Annotated in this window: 15 protein-coding genes; 9 read left to right on the forward strand and 6 right to left on the reverse strand. The window is 73.6% G+C overall.

The window, feature by feature from the left end:
- Positions 1-143 precede the first annotated feature (143 nt).
- Both lpdA and J1792_RS22845 read left to right on the forward strand, forming a co-directional pair.
- A complete protein-coding gene (gene lpdA / locus J1792_RS22840; protein ID WP_086566840.1) occupies positions 144-1550 on the forward strand; it encodes a dihydrolipoyl dehydrogenase in 1407 nt (468 codons plus the stop codon).
- A gap of 139 nt (positions 1551-1689) precedes the next feature.
- On the forward strand, positions 1690-2994 hold the full coding sequence (locus J1792_RS22845; RefSeq protein ID WP_207248070.1) for an FAD-binding protein: 1305 nt from the start codon (positions 1690-1692) through the stop codon (positions 2992-2994).
- Here J1792_RS22845 and J1792_RS22850 read toward each other — a convergent pair.
- Entirely contained in the window at positions 2984-3631 is a 648-nt protein-coding gene (locus J1792_RS22850) for a TetR/AcrR family transcriptional regulator (RefSeq protein WP_086566837.1), read from the reverse strand. The two genes, J1792_RS22845 and J1792_RS22850, sit on opposite strands and share 11 nt — an antisense overlap.
- A gap of 187 nt (positions 3632-3818) precedes the next feature.
- Here J1792_RS22850 and J1792_RS22855 point away from each other — a divergent pair, with 187 nt between their 5' ends.
- The 5 genes from J1792_RS22855 to J1792_RS22875 all read left to right on the forward strand — a co-directional run bounded on the left by J1792_RS22855 (position 3819) and on the right by J1792_RS22875 (position 9507).
- Positions 3819-4796 carry a PDR/VanB family oxidoreductase gene (locus J1792_RS22855; protein WP_086566835.1) on the forward strand — a complete coding sequence of 326 codons (978 nt, stop codon included), beginning with the start codon at positions 3819-3821 and terminating at the stop codon, positions 4794-4796.
- A gap of 100 nt (positions 4797-4896) precedes the next feature.
- A complete protein-coding gene (locus J1792_RS22860) occupies positions 4897-6153 on the forward strand; it encodes a cytochrome P450 (RefSeq protein ID WP_207248071.1) in 1257 nt (418 codons plus the stop codon).
- A gap of 161 nt (positions 6154-6314) precedes the next feature.
- Positions 6315-7808 (forward strand): MFS transporter, encoded by a 1494-nt coding sequence (locus J1792_RS22865; RefSeq protein ID WP_242705334.1) that lies wholly within the window; start codon positions 6315-6317, stop codon positions 7806-7808.
- A gap of 67 nt (positions 7809-7875) precedes the next feature.
- Positions 7876-9174, forward strand: a complete 1299-nt coding sequence (locus tag J1792_RS22870) for an aminotransferase family protein (protein WP_086566834.1) — start codon at positions 7876-7878, stop codon at positions 9172-9174.
- Between the two features lie 39 nt (positions 9175-9213).
- Positions 9214-9507, forward strand: a complete 294-nt coding sequence (locus J1792_RS22875) for a DUF1905 domain-containing protein (RefSeq protein WP_086566832.1) — start codon at positions 9214-9216, stop codon at positions 9505-9507.
- 56 nt (positions 9508-9563) lie between these two features.
- Here J1792_RS22875 and J1792_RS22880 read toward each other — a convergent pair whose 3' ends face one another.
- On the reverse strand, positions 9564-10385 hold the full coding sequence (locus J1792_RS22880) for an alpha/beta fold hydrolase (RefSeq protein WP_086566831.1): 822 nt from the start codon (positions 10383-10385) through the stop codon (positions 9564-9566).
- 149 nt (positions 10386-10534) lie between these two features.
- Positions 10535-11296 (reverse strand): SDR family NAD(P)-dependent oxidoreductase, encoded by a 762-nt coding sequence (locus tag J1792_RS22885; RefSeq protein WP_086566829.1) that lies wholly within the window; start codon positions 11294-11296, stop codon positions 10535-10537.
- A gap of 218 nt (positions 11297-11514) precedes the next feature.
- On the opposite strand from J1792_RS22885, the gene J1792_RS22890 reads away from it, so the two are divergent.
- Together J1792_RS22890 and J1792_RS22895 are read left to right on the forward strand one after the other, a co-directional pair.
- The gene (locus tag J1792_RS22890) at positions 11515-11904 is read left to right on the forward strand and encodes a YciI family protein (RefSeq protein WP_086566828.1); all 390 of its coding nucleotides are present in this window, start codon (positions 11515-11517) and stop codon (positions 11902-11904) included.
- Positions 11901-13205 (forward strand): RNA polymerase sigma factor, encoded by a 1305-nt coding sequence (locus tag J1792_RS22895; RefSeq protein ID WP_207248072.1) that lies wholly within the window; start codon positions 11901-11903, stop codon positions 13203-13205. The genes J1792_RS22890 and J1792_RS22895 overlap by 4 nt, the downstream gene beginning before the upstream one ends.
- Here the strand turns inward: J1792_RS22895 and J1792_RS22900 are convergent.
- From J1792_RS22900 to J1792_RS22910, 3 genes are all read right to left on the reverse strand, one after another.
- Positions 13144-14382, reverse strand: coding sequence for a cytochrome P450 family protein (locus tag J1792_RS22900; protein WP_086566824.1), 1239 nt, complete (start codon positions 14380-14382; stop codon positions 13144-13146). The genes J1792_RS22895 and J1792_RS22900 overlap by 62 nt on opposite strands.
- Positions 14383-14433: 51 nt before the next feature.
- Positions 14434-15276 carry an alpha/beta fold hydrolase gene (locus tag J1792_RS22905; RefSeq protein ID WP_207248073.1) on the reverse strand — a complete coding sequence of 281 codons (843 nt, stop codon included), beginning with the start codon at positions 15274-15276 and terminating at the stop codon, positions 14434-14436.
- A gap of 124 nt (positions 15277-15400) precedes the next feature.
- Positions 15401-16510, reverse strand: coding sequence for an epoxide hydrolase family protein (locus tag J1792_RS22910; RefSeq protein ID WP_086573307.1), 1110 nt, complete (start codon positions 16508-16510; stop codon positions 15401-15403).
- Between the last annotated feature and the right edge of the window lie 94 nt (positions 16511-16604).

Here is a 16604-nt window from a genome sequence, read left to right on the forward strand (position 1 = left end):
GGCCTCCCATCCGGCGGGCGGGCGGTCCGCGTGCGGGCGATTCGTCCCGCCCGGGGCAGCCGGGCCGACCCCGGCCCGCGCCGCCTGGTGTTCTAAGGTCGCCGTAGCGGCTTGCCGATCACTTCCATGGGAGAGCACGGATCATGAGCACACACTTCGACGTCGTCGTCCTGGGCGCGGGCCCGGGAGGCTACACCGCGGCGGTCCGCTGCGCCCAACTCGGCCTGCGGGTCGCCGTGGTCGAGGAGAAGTACTGGGGCGGGGTGTGCCTCAACGTCGGCTGCATCCCCTCCAAGGCGCTGCTGCGCAACGCCGAACTCGCCCACACCGTCACCCGCGAGGCGAAGACCTACGGCATCAAGGTCGAGGGCAGCATCAGCTTCGACTACACCGAGGCGTTCAAGCGCAGCCGCAAGGTGGCGGACGGCCGCGTCAGCGGCGTGCACTACCTGATGAAGAAGAACGGCATCACCGAGTACGACGGCCGGGGCACCTTCACCGACGACCGCACCCTCCAGGTGGCGCTGTCGGCCGGCGGCACCGAGACCGTGACGTTCGACCACTGCGTCATCGCCGCCGGCGCCACGACGCGCCTGCTGCCCGGCACCTCCCTCAGCGAGCGCGTGGTCACCTACGAGGAGCAGATCCTCACCGACCAGCTGCCGGAGAGCATCATCATCGCGGGCGCCGGCGCGATCGGCGTCGAGTTCGCGTACGTCCTGCACAACTACGGCGTCCAGGTCACCGTCGTCGAGTTCCTCGACCGGCTCGTGCCGCTGGAGGACGCCGACGTCTCGGCCGAACTCGCCAAGCAGTACCGCAAGCTGGGCATCAAGGTCCTGACGTCCACCCGGGTCGAGTCGATCGACGACACCGACCCGGCGGCCAAGGTCCGGGTCACCGTCACCCGCGACGGCCGGCAGGAGGTGCTCGAGGCCGACAAGGTGCTCCAGGCCATCGGCTTCGCCCCGCGCGTGACCGGCTACGGCCTCGAGACCACCGGCGTGCGGCTGACCGAGCGCGGCGCGATCGACGTGGACGCGCGCGGCCGCACCAGCGTGCCGCACATCTTCGCCATCGGCGACGTCACCGCCAAGCTGATGCTGGCGCACGCCGCCGAGGCGATGGCCATGGTGGCCGCCGAGACGATCGCGGACGCGGAGACCATGGAGCTGGACTTCATCATGATCCCGCGCGCCACCTACTGCCAGCCGCAGATCGCCAGCTTCGGCTGGACCGAGGCCCAGGCCCGGGAACAGGGCTTCGACGTACAGGTGGTCAAGTTCCCCTTCTCGGCCAACGGCAAGGCCCACGGCCTCGGTCACCCCACCGGCTTCGTGAAGGTCATCAGCGACGGCCGCCACGGCGAGCTGCTCGGCGCCCACCTGATCGGCCCCGAGGTCACCGAGCTGCTCCCCGAGCTGACCCTGGCCCAGCAGTGGGACCTGACCGTCCACGAGGTCGCCCGCAACATCCACGCGCACCCCACGCTGGGCGAAGCGGTGAAGGAGGCCGTGCACGGCCTCGCCGGCCACATGATCAACATGTGACGCCGGGCGCGCCGGGCCGTACGCGCGAGCGCCCGGCCCGGCGCGCCCGCAGAAGTGCGCACGCTGCGATATGTCGTTCCGGCGGCCGCGGCGGGGACGATCGGCCCCGCACGGTCCAGCGGTCGACGTTTTCGGAGTGATGGTGGTCAAGACGATCGTCGGTGAGGCCGTGCCGGGTCTCCGTGGTGTCCTCAGCACCCGTGAGGCCGATCTCGACGCCGCGGCGCGGGACTTCGGCAACCGGGTGCGGCGGCGTCCGCTCGCCGTGCTGCGTCCCGCCGACGCGGGCGACGTGGCGGCGGTCGTACGGTTCGGCCGGGAGCACGGCATCACGGTGGTGCCCCGGGGCGCCGGGCACGCCGTCGACGGGCAGGCCCAGGCGCGGGACGGCATCGTCGTCGACCTGAGCTCCCTGGACGGGGTGGGCGAGGCGGGCCCCGACGCGGTCACGGTGGACGCCGGGGCCCGGTGGGACGCGGTCGCCGACGCCGTCCTGCCCGCGGGGCTCACGCCCATCGTACTGCCGGACCACCTCGGGCTGACCGTCGGAGGGACGCTGTCCGCCGGCGGCTTCGGCGGCACCAGCCACCGCCACGGCTGCGTGGCCGACACCGTCCGCGACCTCGAGGTCGTCACCCGGTCCGGGGAACGGGTCACCTGCTCGCCGACCGGGAACGCCGCGCTCTTCGACGCGGTGCGCGGCACCCAGGGCGAGCACGGGATCGTCACCCGCGCCACCCTCGCGCTGACACGGGCCCCGGGCGCGGCCCGACGCCACCTGCTCCCGTACCGCGACCTCGGCACGTTCCTCGCCGACCAGCGACGGCTGATCGAGGACGGCCGCTTCCACCACGTGGAGGGCCAGGCCCGGCCCGCCGGGGACGGGGAAGGGGCGGGCTGGGTCTTCGTCCTCGAGGCCATGGCCGCCTTCGACCCGCCGCACGAGCCCGACGACCGCGCGCTGCTCGCCGGCCTCTCCCACCGGCGCGGCGCCGAGGAGACCGAGACCACCGGCTACGGCGACTTCCTGCGGCGGGCCGCGCCGCTGGAGGCCCGGCTGCGCGACACCGGGTCGTGGCAGGACGACCCCCATCCCCGCTGCAACGTGCTGCTGCCGGGCCGGCACGCCGAGGACGTCATCGCCGCCACGCTCGCCGGCCTCACCGCCGCCGATATCGGCCCCGGCGGCGGCGTCCTGCTCTACCCGGTGCCCACCGAACGCATCCTCGCCCCGCACGCGCCGAAGGCGGCGGGCGACGCCGTCACCGTCCTCTTCGGACTGCAGCGCACGGCGCCGCGCGGGGATCCGGACGCCCTCGAGCGGATGCTGCGCGGCAACGAGGCCCTGCGCGAGGCCGCGGCGGCCGTGGGCGGCGTCCGCTACACCGCGCCCACCGCGTTCCACGAGGCGCGGGCGACCTCGGGTACGCGGCCTACGACTTGATCTCGTCGACGATGGTGTCGACGACGTGCGCGGCGAGCCCGTCGACCATGGCGCGGTCCTGCCCCTTGAGCGGGCCGCGGGTCGCCAGGTCGGCGAAGCCGTGGACCATCGACCAGCACACCCATTCGGCGTTCACCCGGCGTTCGGGGGTCAGCGCGCCGGCGGCGACCATCTCGTCGAGGGCGTCGAGCAGCAGCTGGTAGGGCGGCGCGACGCGGTCGCCCACGGTGGCGGGCGGGGCGTCGCCGTCGGACTCGTCCCGGGTCAGGATGGCGACGTCGAACCAGCCGGGCTCGCTGAGCGCGAAGTGGATGTAGCCCAGGCCCACTCCGCGCAGGTTCCGCACGGCCCGCGCGGCGCGGTCGGCGCCGGGGTCGTCGTCCCCGAGGGCGGTCATCCGGTCGCGCATGGCGTGGGCGAGCCGGTCCTGGGCCTCCGCGGCGACGGCGAGGACGAGGGCGCGACGGTCGGCGAAGTGCCGGTAGGCGGCGTTCGGGGTGACCCCCACGGAGCGGGTGACCACCCGCAGGCCCAGCGCTCCGGCCCCGCCCTCGCGCGCGAGCTTCACCCCGGCCTCCACCAGCGCGGCGCGCAGGTCGCCGTGGTGGTACGAGCGCGAGCGCGTGTCTTGGCTCATGGTCCGCAATTCCTCCCCGGCCCAGTGTACAGGGTGAACATCGCTGGTCAGCGGCCCGAGGGCGGTCCCGGCCGATGCCCGGGGGGCCGTACTGGCGTGATGCGGCGGGTGTTTGAGCACGTCAGGAGAAGACGGCGCGGAGGTCGGCATGGAAGCGTTTGACGGGAGCGGAATCACTACTTTTCGAATGTTCGAACACCGAGGGAGGGAGCCCGGTTTGGAGCCGCGCGAGCTGACGCTGCGCGTGACGGCCAAGGACGCCGTCGCCGACGACGTGGTCGTCCTCCACCTCGCCCACCCCGACGGCGACCGGCTGCCGGACTGGACGCCCGGCGCGCACATCGACCTCGTCCTGCCGTGCGGGGTCACCCGCCAGTACTCCCTGTGCGGGGACCGCTGGGACGCCCACCGCTACCGGATCGCCGTACTGCGCGAGCCGGACGGCCGGGGCGGCTCGGCGTACGTGCACGACCGGCTCCGGGTCGGGGACGGCGTCGGCGTGGGCGGCCCGCGCAACAACTTCCCGCTCGTGCCCGCCGCGCGCTACCTGTTCGTCGCGGGAGGCATCGGCATCACCCCGCTGCTGCCGATGATCCATCAGGCGCGGCTGGTCGGAGCCGACTGGCACCTCCTCTACGGCGGCCCCCGCCGCCGGTCGATGGCCTTCCTCGACGAGCTGGCCCGCTACGGCGACCGCGTCCACGTCCTGCCCGAGGACGAGCGCGGCAGACCCGACCTGGAGGCCTGGCTGGGGGAGGTGCGCGACGGCCTGCGGGTGTACTGCTGCGGCCCGGCCGGGCTGCTCGCCGCCGCCGAGGCCGCGTGCGCCCACTGGCCCGCCGCGACGCTGCGGACCGAGCGGTTCACCGCCCGCGAGCAGCAGGCGCCGGTGCGGGACGCGCCGTTCGAGGTCGTCCTGGCGCGCACCGGGGCGAGGGTGACCGTAGCCCCCGGCACGACCGTGCTGGACGCCGTGCGGTCGGCCGGCGCGGACGTGCTGTCGTCGTGCCGGGAGGGCACCTGCGGCACCTGTGAGGCCGCCGTGGTCGACGGCGTGGTGGACCATCGCGACGCCCTGCTCACCGACGACGAACGCGCCGCCGGGGACCGCATGTACCCCTGCGTGTCCCGCTCCTGCGGCGCCCGGCTCGTACTGGACCTGTGAGGTCGGGCCCGGTGGGACCCGGACCCGTGGGACGACCGCGCCCGCGACGGACACCACGACCGGCCGGACCCCCGGCCCCGAGGCGACGGAGGTCGCGACCATGACCGAGACCCTGGCCGGCGGGGCACCCGCCGGCGGGCCGTCCCTGCCCGTCATCGACACCGACCCCTTCGGCCACGAGGTGCTGACGGACCCGCTGCCGCTGGACGCCGCGCTGCGCGAGGCCGGGCCGCTGGTGTACCTGAGCGCGCACGACATCTACGCGGTGGCCCGCCACGAGCACGTGTACGCGGCCCTGCGCGACTGGCAGGGCTTCCAGTCCGGGGCCGGAGTGGGCCTGTACAACTTCCGTACGCAGAAGGCCTGGCGGCCGCTGAGCGCGCTGGTGGAGGCCGACCCGCCGCACCACGACGCCCCGCGCCGGGTGCTGTCCGCCCTGCTCGGGCCCCGTACGCAACGCCGGCTGCGCGCGGAGTGGACGGCGGCGGCACGGGACATGGTCGACCGGCTGCTGACCACGGGCCCGGGGGACGGGCGCGCCGGCTCCGTCGTGGAGTTCGACGCCGTCACCTGCCTCGCGGAGGCGTTCCCGCTGCGGGTGTTCCCCGACGCGCTCGGCCTTCCCGAGGACGGGCGGGAGAAGCTCCTGCCCTTCAGCGACTTCCTGCTCAACGCCTTCGGCCCGCGCAACGAGCTCGTCGCCCGGGACGCGCCACGGGCGAGGGAGCTGTCGGACTGGGTCGTCGCCCACTGCGAGCGCGAGGCGCTCGCCGAGGGCGGGTTCGGGACGGAGATCTGGTCGGCGGCCGACCGCGGCGATATCACCCCCGAACAGGCGCCCTCCGTGGTGCGCTCGCTGTTCGCGGCCGGCGTCAACACCACCGTGCACGCCCTGGCCGCCGTGCTGTACGCGCTCGCCACCCACCCCGCGCAGTGGCGGCGGCTGCGCGCCGAACCGGGTCTGGTGCGGGTGGCGTTCGAGGAGGCGGTGCGCTGGGCGTCGCCGGTGCAGACGTTCTTCCGTACCGCCACCGCCTCCGCGCGGGTCGACGGCGTGGCGGTGCCGGACGGCGCGAAGGTCCTGCTGTTCCTCGGCGCCGCCAACCGCGATCCCCGGCGCTGGGCCGACCCCGACGCCTACGACCTGTCCCGCGACCCGTCCGGGCATGTGGGGTTCGGCTTCGGCATCCATCAGTGCGTGGGCCAGAACCTGGCGCGCCTGGAGGCCGAGTGCCTGCTCACCGCCCTCGTCGAACGGGTCGCGGAGCTGGACGCCGCCGGGCCCGCCCGACGCCGCCTCAACAACACGCTGCGGGCCTGGGATTCGATTCCGGTTCGGGCCCGCATCGCACCGTAGTGCGGGGGTCGCTCCGTTCCCATCTGGGTGTTTGCCTCGCTCATCGATGCGATATACCGTGTGGGCACAGCTGATGTGGACAGTGTGAACTCCCGTCCTCATCGCGCGGCCGGCCGAGCGTCATCTCGCAGGCGCACAACGCTGATCAAGGGAGAAATCGCGTGACCACGGTCAATTCGAGTGCGGCGGCGGATGACGCCGAGGTCCCCCGCACGGCAGCGGACCCCCGCCGATGGCTGGTGCTGGCCCTCTTATCCGGTCTGCAGTTCATGATCCTGCTGGACATGACCGCGGTGAACGTGGCGTTACCGCAGATCCAGAACGGGCTCGGCTTCTCCCCGGCCGGCCTGGCCTGGGTCGTCAACGGCTATGTCCTCGCGGCCGGCGGGCTGTTGATGCTCGGCGGCCGGCTGGCCGACGTCTTCGGCCGACGACGACTGCTGGTGACCGGCGTCGTCGTCTTCGCGGTCTCCTCGGCGGTCTCCGGGGCGGCCGTCGACCCCTGGATGATGATCGTGGGCCGGGTCGGCCAGGGCACCGCCGAGGCGCTCGCCGCCCCCGCCTCCCTCGGCCTGATCGCCCTGCTCTTCACCGACGCGAAGGAGCGCACGAAGGCGCTCGGCGTCTGGGGCGGCATCATCGGACTGGGCAGCACCGTCGGCTCCGTCATCTCCGGACTGCTGACCGACCTGGCGTCCTGGCGCTGGATCTTCTTCATCAACCTCCCCGTCGCCCTGCTCGTCCTCGTGATGGTTCCCCGGCTGGTGTCCGAGAGCCGGATGGTGCGGGAGAAGGGCCAGGCGCTCGACGTCGTCGGCGGCATCACCCTCACCCTGGGCCTGACCGGCGTCGTCTACGGCCTGCTGCACGCGGCCGACCACTCCTGGGGCTCCACCACGGTCGTGGTCCCGCTCGTCGCCGGCGCCGCGCTGCTCGTGGCGATGCTCCTCATCGAACGCCGCGCCCGCAACCCCCTCATCCCGCTGGGCTTCTTCGCCAACCGGACCAGGTCGGTCGTCAACGCCGCCACGCTGTTCTTCATGGCCGCCTTCATCTCCTACAGCTTTATGCTGACCCTCTTCGAACAGCAGGTGCTGGACTACTCCCCGCTGGTCAGCGGGCTGGCCTGGCTGCCGCTGAGCGTCGCCATCGGCGCCGGCATCGCCGTGGGCACCGCCCTGATCCCCCGCGTGGGCATCCGCCCGGTGGCGGCCGTCGGATACGTCGGCGCCGGCGTGGGCCTCTTCATCACCAGCACGATCGACGTCCACAGCTCCTACCTCGGCGGGATCCTGCCGGGCATGGTGGTGTTCGGCCTGTTCGCCGGCGCCAGCATGCCCGCCGCGACCAACGCCGCGCTGCACGGCGTCACCGTCCAGGACTCCAGCCTGGCCTCGGGCGTACAGAGCACCATGCAGCAGATCGGCGGAGCGCTCGGCGTGGCCATCCTGGTGGCCCTCGCGATCCGGCACGCCGGCGACGCCATCGGCGGCGGCACCCGCCCCGACATCGCGACGACGGAGGGCTACGCCCTGGCCATCCGCATCGGCGGGGCGCTGATCGTCTTCGGCGGGATCCTCCTCGCGGCACTGCTGGAGAAGGTCGACACCACACTGCGGGACCCGACGGCCGAGCGCCTCGCGGACGCCCGCTGATGAGGGCCGCCGGGAGGTCCGCGACCGCTCGGCGGCCTGCCCAACCGAGCCGGAAGGGGTACGAGGGATGAACGCGCTCCCCACGGACCCGGCCGTCGAGAGCCGGGCCGGCCTGCTCGCCGTCGACGCCGACCACCTGTGGCACCCCTGGTCGCCGAGCCGCGTCAGCCCGGACACCGTCGTCGCGGTGTCCGGGCGGGGGTGCGAGGTGTGGGACGCGGACGGCCGCCGCTACCTCGACGCCAAGTCCTCGGGCCTGAACGCCACGCTCGGCTACGGCTGCCGTCCCGTCATCGACGCGGTGAACGCCCAGCTGTCCCGCCTGATGACCTACGACATGGGCGAGGGCGCCAACGTGCCGGCCATCCGGCTGGCGCGGCGCGTCGCGGAGCTGACGGGGCCGCCGCTGACCCGCACCTTCTTCTGCAACAGCGGGTCCGAGGCGATGGAGACGTGCATCCGCATCGCCCGCTTCTACCACGCGGTCCTCGGAGCGCCCCGGCGCCACCTCGTCGTCTCGTTCGAGAACGCCTACCACGGCGCGACCATGGCCGCCGCCGCGTGCTCGGCGGGCTCGTCGCCCGTGGCGAAGGAGGTGACGCCCGCCGGCTTCGTCACCCTGCCCCGGCCCGGCCGGGCCGCCGACGGGGCCGGCGCCCTGCGGGACTTCCTCGCCCGGCACGGCGACCGCACCGCCGCGGTGCTCGTCGAGCCGGTGCAGTCACGGGGCGGCCACCTCCTGCCCGACGCCAGCCTGCGCGCCGTACGGGAGCTCTGCGACCGGCACGGCGCCCTGCTGGTCCTCGACGAGGTGACGACCGGATTCGGCAGGACGGGCCGGATGTTCGGCTACCAGCACTCCGGGGTCCGCCCCGACCTCCTGGCCACCAGCAAGGGGCTGACGGCCGGGTACATGTCGCTGGCCGCGGTCACCACGACGGAGCACGTCTTCGACGTCTTCGACGCGAACAAGACGAAGGCCGGCTTCGTCCACGGCCACACCCACTCCGGCCACGCCGCCGCCTGCGCGGCCGGGCTGGCGGTGCTCGACGTCGTCGAGTCCGAGGGCCTGGTCGCCAACGCCGAGGCCCGCGGCGCCCAGCTGCTGGCCGCCCTGGAGGAGACGCGCCCGCTGCCGTACGTCCGCGACGTACGCGGCCGCGGGCTGCTGGTCTCCCTCGAACTCGACGGCTCGCGGCGCGCCGCACGCGTGCGTGCGCACATGAAGGACGGCGGCGTCCTCGTCCGGCGCACCGGACCGAACGTCCTCGTCGCCCCACCGCTGATCGTCACCCGGGACGAGACCGAGCGGATAGCGACAGCGCTGCTGGCCGCCGTGTCGGCGACGGCGACGCCCGCGCCATAACCCCCGCCACAGAGAACGACGGAACAAGGAGAACGCACCATGCCCGAGGCACCGAAGACCGCCCAGACCATCGACACGAAGTTCACTGCGCCCATCACCCAGGACAACAACAGCGGCTGGACCTGTGTGCTCATGCCCGGATCCAGCGAGTTCTTCGGCACGGGCAGGGCCGTCAAGGTCGCCGGCACGGTCGACGGGCACGCGTTCCAGGCCACCATGCTGCCGGTCGGCAACGGAGTCCACATGCTCCCGCTCAAGGCGGCGCTGCGGAAGGTCCTGGCCAAGGACCAGGGCGACGAGATCACCGTGCACCTCGAGCAGCGCTTCAGCTGACCGGGCGCACGCAGGGCCCCGCCGTCCCGTGACGGCGGGGCCCTGCGTGCGCGGTGCTACGCCAACGGGCTGCTCAGCACCTTCCGCAGCACGTCGGCGAACTCCTCGGGCCGCTCGAGGAAGCCGACGTGCTCGCCGGGGAACTCGACCGGCAGCGAGCCGAGCAGCTCGCACAGCGCCATGGACGTCCGGTACGTCTCCAGGGCGCCGGAGTCGGCGCCGATGCCGACGACGACCCGCGCCGGACCGGAGGCCAGGGCGCGCGTCCCGGGCACGTAGCGGGTGGTGTGCCGCAGCTCGTGGGCGAAGAAGCGGGCGCCGTCCACGAGATCCATGGGCGAGGGCTCGTCCGGCGCGGCCGCCGGGGCATCGCCGTCCCCGTCGCCGGCGAGCCCGGATCCGGCCATGAACTTCCACCAGGCCGCCTCCGCGCCTTCCCGGTGGAACGTCTCCACGATGTCGTCGACCATGGCACGCCGGTCGGCGGCGTCGGGCAGCAGCTCCAGCAGCGGAGGCTCGTGCGCGACGAGGGTCCGCACCCGCTCCGGGTGCCGCTCCACCAGCGCGAGCCCGGTCACCGCGCCGCCGCTGCTGCCGAACACGTCGGCGGTGCCGGCCCCCACCACGTCCAGGAGGGCGGCGACGTCGTCCGCCCGCAGCTCGGGGGTGGAGTCCTGCTCGGGGTCGTCGAGGGCGCTGCCCGCGATGCCGCGCGGGTCGTGGGTGACGACGGTGTAGTCGCCCACGAGCGCGTCGGCCAGCGGCGCGAAGGCGGCGATGCCCATGGGCGACCCCAGGAGCAGCAGCACCGGTCCCGCCCCGCGCACCTCGTAGCGCAGGTGCGCTCCCGGGACGCCGAGGGTCCGCGTCATCGTCATGGCCGGTGGTCCTTCCGTGAGCGGTCGTGGCGACGGCGGGGGAGGGGGCCGCTTCGCCCGTCCAACTCCCGTTCGTCACGCAGCTCAACGTTTCTGCAGCCCCTCAGGTCACTGCCGAGGACCCGCGAAGGACATACCGTTACCGCGTCTCAGCGGAAGACGCGCTCCATCACCCTGCGGGCGACGGGCCGCGGCGCGTGGTCGAGCGCCGCCGTCATCAGGCGCGTGACGGTGCCCGGGACGGTCACCGTGCGCCCGGCGTCCCACGCCCGCAGCGCCCCGGCCACCACCTCCTCGGCCGTGGTGTGACCCGGCGTCTTCTCCACCCGGTCGCCGAGCCCCGCGACGTCGCCGAACTCCGTGACGGTCGGCCCCGGGCACAGCGCCATGGCCCGTACGCCGGTGCCCCGCAGCTCGCACGACAGCGCCTCGGCGAACGACAGCAGGAACGCCTTGCTGGCCCCGTACGCCGCCAGATAGGGCGTGGTGACGAAGCCGAGCGTCGACGCCACGACGATGACGCCGCCGGAGCCGCGCGCGACCATCCGCGGCACCACCCGGGAGGTCAGGTCCACGCTCGCCATCACGTTCAGCCGCAGCATGGCGAGCGTGTCGGAGGGATCCGTCTCGGTGAACCTCCCGCGGATGCCCCGGCCGGCGTTGCAGACGAGCAGGCCGGCGCCGCCGAGCTCCTCGGCGCGGGCGGCCACCGCCTCGGTCGCGCCGTCCGCGGTCAGGTCGCGGACCTCGGCGACCACCCGCCCGTTCGAGCCGGCCTCGAGGGCCGCGAGGCGGTCGGCCCGCCGGGCCACGGCCAGGACCCGGTGGCCGCGCGCGAGCAGGACGCGGGTGAACTCCGCGCCGATACCGGAGGACGCCCCGGTGACGATCGCCAGTGGTGCATCAGACATGGTTGCTCCCAGGGGAAGACGCCGGCGCACGATCGGTGTCTCGAAACTACGTGCCCCGGCCTTCCGCCCGCTTCTCGCTGTGTGCCGTATGTGCGAGGGTGGCCGCGTGATCGGCGTCACGCTCCCGGCGGCCGTGCGCCGATGTCGAAATCCGCCCCGCCGCTCCGACTCCTTGGTGAGGCGCCGCCACCGGCACCCGCGATCCGAGGGAGAGTGACGTGAAGTACCTGATCCTGCTGCACAACAACCCCACCAGCTGGAAGCACCCGATGTTCCTCCACCAGGACAAGGAGCTGTCGGCCGAGGAGCGGGACGCGCGCATGGCCGAGTTCGGGATGCTGATGGAGGAGATCTCCAAGTCCGGCGAACTGGTCGACGCGCAGCCGCTGGCCGACCCGGTCCTGGGCCGGACCGTGCGGATGCGCGACGGGGCGCTGGCGGTCACGGACGGGCCCTTCGCCGACTCCAAGGAGCAGATGGCGGGCTACTTCGTCGTCGACTGCGACAGCATGGACCGCGCGGTCGAGATCGCCTCCCGGTTCCCGGACACCCGTGACGGCGTCGCCGAAGTCCGCCCGATCATGGACCAGTCCGGCTCGGAGATGTGACGGCCTCCCCCGCCATCGAGGACCTGCTGCGCGAGCTGGCGCAGCAGGTCCTCGGCCTGCTCGTGCGGCGGCACCGGGAGTTCGACGCCTGCGAGGACGCCGTCCAGGAGGCGCTGCTCGCCGCCTTCGTGCAGTGGCCCGAGAAGGGGATCCCTGACAACCCCAAGGGCTGGCTGGTCACCGTGGCCACCCGGCGGCTCGCCGACGCCTGGCGCAGCGACTCGGCCCGTCAGAACCGGGAGAGCACGGTCTTCGCGCTGACGCCCGCCGACGAGCTGCGCGCGCCCGGCCCCGGCGAGGAGGCCGCGGCCCGGGGCGACGACACGCTGACCCTGCTGTCGCTGTGCTGCCACCCGGTGCTGTCGCCCGCGTCCCGGATGGCGCTCACCCTGCGCGCCGTCGGCGGGCTCACCACCTCGCAGGTGGCCCGGGCGTTCTTCGTGCCCGACGCCACGATGGCCCAGCGCATCAGCCGGGCCAAACAGCGGATCAGGGAGGCCGGCCTCGACTTCCCGCTGCCGCCGGAGGAGGAGCGCGAGCGTCTCCCGGTCGTCATGCACGTGCTGTACCTGATCTTCAACGAGGGCTACACCGCCTCGTTCGGCGCCGACCTCGGCCCGGGCGACCTGACCCGCGAGGCCATCCGGCTCACCCGCGAGCTGCACGGCCGGCTGCCCGGTGACGCCGAGGTGGCGGGGCTGCTGGCCCTGATGCTGCTGACCGAGGCCCGCCGCCCCGCCCGCACCGGCCCCGGCGGCATCCTGGTGCCGCTCGCCGAGCAGGACCGCGGCCGCTGGCGGCAGGACCTGATCGACGAGGGCACCGCGCTCCTGGACCGCACGTTCGCCCGCGGCCCGGTCGGCCCGTACCAGCTGCAGGCCGCGATCGCGGCGCTGCACGACGAGGCGAAGTCCTCCGAGGACACCGACTGGAAGCAGATCCTGGCGCTCTACCACCTGCTCGAGACGGTCTGGCCCAGCCCCGTCGTCCAGCTCAACCGGGCCGTGGCGCTGGCCATGGTGCGCGGGCCGCACGCCGCGCTCGAGCTGCTGGAGACCCTGGAGGCCGACGCCCGGATGGCGCGCCACCACCGGCTGCACGCCGTCCGGGCCCACCTGCTGACGATGGCCGGCGACGCCGCCGGCGCGCGGGCCGCCTTCGAGACGGCGGCCCGGCGCACGACGAGCCTTTTGGAGCGGCGCTACCTCGAGGCCAGGATCGAGGAGCTGTCGCCCGGCCTCACGCGCCGGCCGGGGCCGGCTCGCCCAGACGCACCGGCAGCTCCTTGTGACCGTTCATGATGAAGGTGCCCTGCGGCTCCAGCTCCTCGGGCGCCACCGCCAGGGACAGGTCGGGGAAGCGCTCGAACAGGGCGGGCAGGGCGATCTTCAGCTCCAGGCGGGCCAGCGGCGCGCCGAGGCAGAAGTGCACCCCGTGACCGAACGAGAGGTGCGTCTTGTCCGCGCGCGCGGCGTCGAACTCCCCGGCGCTCGCTCCGTGCACCTCCGGGTCGCGGCCCACCGCCGCGAAGCCCATGAGCACCGGGTCGCCCCTGCGGACGACGACGTCCCCCAGCGTGACGTCCTCGGTCGCGAAGCGCAGCGGGAGCTGGGCGACGGGCGCCTGCACCCGTAGCGTCTCCTCGATCACGTCGTCCCAGGAGACCTTCCCCCGCACCAGCAGCTCGCGCTGGTCGGGCTGGGTGAGCAGGGCGAGCACGGCGTGGCTGAGGGCGTTCATCAGCGTCTCGGAGCCGGCGCCGAGCATGAGGTGGAGGGTGCCCACCATCTCCTCGTCGCTGAGGTGGGTGCCGTCGGCCTCCCGGGCCGCGAGCAGCAGGCTGGTCAGGTCCTCGCCGGGCGTGCGCCGCTTGAGCTCGGCGAGTTCGTACAGCTCGCGGTGCCACTGCTCGACGTTGGCCTCGGCCTCGTCGCCGGTGATGGAGGTGCTGACGTTCACCCCGGCGCCGCGCAGGGCGGCGGCCCGGGCCGACTCCGGTACGCCGAACATGTCGCAGATGACCCGGGCGGGCAGCGGGGTGGCGAAGCGGCCCTTGAGGTCGACGACCTCGCCGGGCGGGGTGTCGGCCAGGCGGTCGAGCAGGTCGCGGACGATGTTCTCGATGAGCGGCCGGGTCGCCTCGACCTGCCGGGTGGTGAAGCCGCGCTGGATCAGCTTGCGCAGCCGCATGTGGTCGTCGCCGTCGTTGGTGGTCATGTTGTCCATCAGGAGCCAGCCGATCAGCGGCCAGTTCGAGGGGATCTCGCCCGCCGCGAACGCCGGCCACTTCTGCGGGTCCTTGACGAAGCGGGGGTCCGACAGCACCTGCTTGGCCATCTCGTAGCCGGTCACCGACCAGCCCTCGACGCCGCCGGGCAGCTCGACCCGGGCGACCGGTCCCCGCTCGCGGATGCGGGCGCCTTCCGCGTGGATGTCCCGGCCCGTGGTGTCCAGGACGACGGGGCAACGATTCTCCATCGGGTGTCTCCTCCAGGGGTCAGACGGAACCAGGGGTCGGACGGAACCGGGTCAGACGGAAGTGAAGAACTCCGCGAGCAGGGGTGCGCCCAGCTTCTGGTTGAACAGGTGGCCCTCGCTCGGCATGCTCACGAACCGGCCGCGGGGAATCCCCGCGGCCAGGGCCCGGCACGGGGCGAGCATCCACTCGGGGCTGTCGTCGCCGCCGATGACGAGGGTGGGAACGGCGATCTTCGGCAGGAGGTCGAGGGGGACCTCGGTGCTGTCGTCGCTGATGACCGAGTCGTAGATGACGGTGGGTGCGACCGCCTCGAAGGACGGCCAGACCGGGTGCTCCCGGAACCGCTCGATCGACTCCTCGCCGAAGCCGATGTCGACCTTGAGGAACAGGGCCACCGCGTCGCCCCTGCGGTCGGCCGCGATCAGCCGGCGCAGCTCGTCGTGGTAGCCCTCGGGTACGCGGGGGCCGCCGTACGGGGGCTCGTACATCGCCAGGTTCGCCATGGGCAGGCCGGCGGCCGCGCCCCGGACGGCTATCATCCCGCCGGTGCAGTTGGCGAAGACCGAGGCCGATCCGCCCGCCGCCTCGAGCACCGCCGCCAGGTCCTCGACCTCCCGCTCGACCGACCACCGCTCCGGCTGCGCGTCCCCGCTCCCGCCCCGGCCGCGGCGGTCGTAGTTGAAGACGGTGAACCGCTCCGAGAGCGCCTCGGCGAGCCGGGCGAACATCGCCTTCTCGTTGAGGCCGCCACCGAGGATCACCACGGACGGCCCGCTGCCGGACCGCTCGAACGCGATCGGGGTGCCGTCGGCCGACGGCACCCTCTCCAGCTCGATGCCGCGTAACCCGAAGCCGACGTTGTCGAGGTTGGCCGCAGTCTCTGGTGTCTCCATCGGGATTCTCCTCGCGGTCGCGGTCGTACGGGCCTGTGACGACCGCTCACCACGCTAGATCCCGGACCGGCCCGTGACTTCCTCCAGATTGCCGACTTGAGGACCCCGACCGACCGACCGACCGCTACCGGGCCCGGAGCGTGCGCAGGAACGCCCGCAGGTCGTCGGTGAACAGCCCGGGCTCCTCCAGGGCGGCGAAGTGCCCTCCCCGCGCGAGCTCGTTCCAGTGCGCGAGGTCCGGGAACGCGGCCTCGGCGAGGCGCCGTTCGGGCCGCGCGATGTCGTGCGGGTACACCGCCACCCCCAGCGGCCCGGGGACCGGTGGCAGCGGGCGGGGCGGGGCCGCCGACGTGGGCAGGAACGCGGCGTTGTCGTAGTAGAAGTGGGCCGACGAGCCGGCGGTCCCGGTCAGCCAGTACAGCGTGACGCCGGCGAGCAGCGCGTCGCGGTCCACGGCCTCCTCGGGCGCCTTGTCCGCGCCGGTCCACTCCAGGAACTTCTCGGTGATCCAGGCGAGTTGGCCGACGGGCGAGTCGGTCAGGCCGTAGCCGAGGGTCTGCGGCCGGGTCGTCTGGACGGCCATGTAGCCCAGGCCCTCGGCCGCCTTCGGGTCCGGCTCCTCCGGGGGCGTCAGCAGGAAGTTCACATGCGTGCCCACGACGTGCTCGCTGTCGGTCGCGCCGAGGAGCAGGGAGACGAAGGCGCCGAGGTCGCCGCCCTGCGGGACGTAGCGGTCGTAGCCGAGCGAGGCCATCAGCGCGGCCCACACGCCCGCCACCCGCTCGACGGACCAGCCGTGCCGCGTCAGCGGGCCGGAGTAGCCGAAGCCGGGCAGCGAGGGGACGACCACGTGGAAGGCGTCCGCGGGATCGCCGCCGTGGGAGCGGGGGTCGCTCAGCGGGCCGAGGACGTCCAGGAACTCGAGGAACGATCCGGGCCAGCCGTGGGTGAGCAGCAGCGGCATCGCGCCGGGCTCGGGGGAGCGGACGTGCAGGAAGTGGATGTCGGCGCCGTCGACGGTGGCGACGAACTGCGGGAACGCGTTGACGCGCGCCTCCGTGGCGCGCCAGTCGAACTCCTCGCGCCAGTAGTCGGCGAGCTCCTGGAGGTAGGGCTGCGGCACCCCGCGGCTCCAGCCGGTGTCGGGCACCGGAGCGGGCCAGCGCGTCGACGCCAGCCGCGCGCGGAGATCGTCCAGGGCTGCCTGCGGGGTCGCGACGCGGAACGGGCGTATCACCTGGTCCTCATTTCTGCTTCCGCCGTGAGGGGTCGAGCCCGGACGCTACAAGGCGGGCCGCCGGCCGCCTACGGTCCGGGACGGATCGAGC

This window comes from Streptomyces triculaminicus (genome assembly GCF_017349075.1).
GTDB classification, from domain to species: domain Bacteria; phylum Actinomycetota; class Actinomycetes; order Streptomycetales; family Streptomycetaceae; genus Streptomyces; species Streptomyces triculaminicus.

What these genes read in the sequence shown, in the direction of transcription:
- J1792_RS22855 (WP_086566835.1), top strand. Translation starts at nt 3,819, where the DNA reads ATGTTCGAACACCGAGGGAGGGAGCCCGGTTTGGAGCCGCGCGAGCTG.
- lpdA (WP_086566840.1), top strand. Translation starts at nt 144, where the DNA reads ATGAGCACACACTTCGACGTCGTCGTCCTGGGCGCGGGCCCGGGAGGC.
- J1792_RS22905 (WP_207248073.1), bottom strand. Translation starts at nt 15,276, where the DNA reads ATGGAGACACCAGAGACTGCGGCCAACCTCGACAACGTCGGCTTCGGG.
- J1792_RS22900 (WP_086566824.1), bottom strand. Translation starts at nt 14,382, where the DNA reads ATGGAGAATCGTTGCCCCGTCGTCCTGGACACCACGGGCCGGGACATC.
- J1792_RS22885 (WP_086566829.1), bottom strand. Translation starts at nt 11,296, where the DNA reads ATGTCTGATGCACCACTGGCGATCGTCACCGGGGCGTCCTCCGGTATC.
- J1792_RS22850 (WP_086566837.1), bottom strand. Translation starts at nt 3,631, where the DNA reads ATGAGCCAAGACACGCGCTCGCGCTCGTACCACCACGGCGACCTGCGC.
- J1792_RS22860 (WP_207248071.1), top strand. Translation starts at nt 4,897, where the DNA reads ATGACCGAGACCCTGGCCGGCGGGGCACCCGCCGGCGGGCCGTCCCTG.
- J1792_RS22845 (WP_207248070.1), top strand. Translation starts at nt 1,690, where the DNA reads ATGGTGGTCAAGACGATCGTCGGTGAGGCCGTGCCGGGTCTCCGTGGT.
- J1792_RS22870 (WP_086566834.1), top strand. Translation starts at nt 7,876, where the DNA reads ATGAACGCGCTCCCCACGGACCCGGCCGTCGAGAGCCGGGCCGGCCTG.
- J1792_RS22880 (WP_086566831.1), bottom strand. Translation starts at nt 10,385, where the DNA reads ATGACGATGACGCGGACCCTCGGCGTCCCGGGAGCGCACCTGCGCTAC.
- J1792_RS22875 (WP_086566832.1), top strand. Translation starts at nt 9,214, where the DNA reads ATGCCCGAGGCACCGAAGACCGCCCAGACCATCGACACGAAGTTCACT.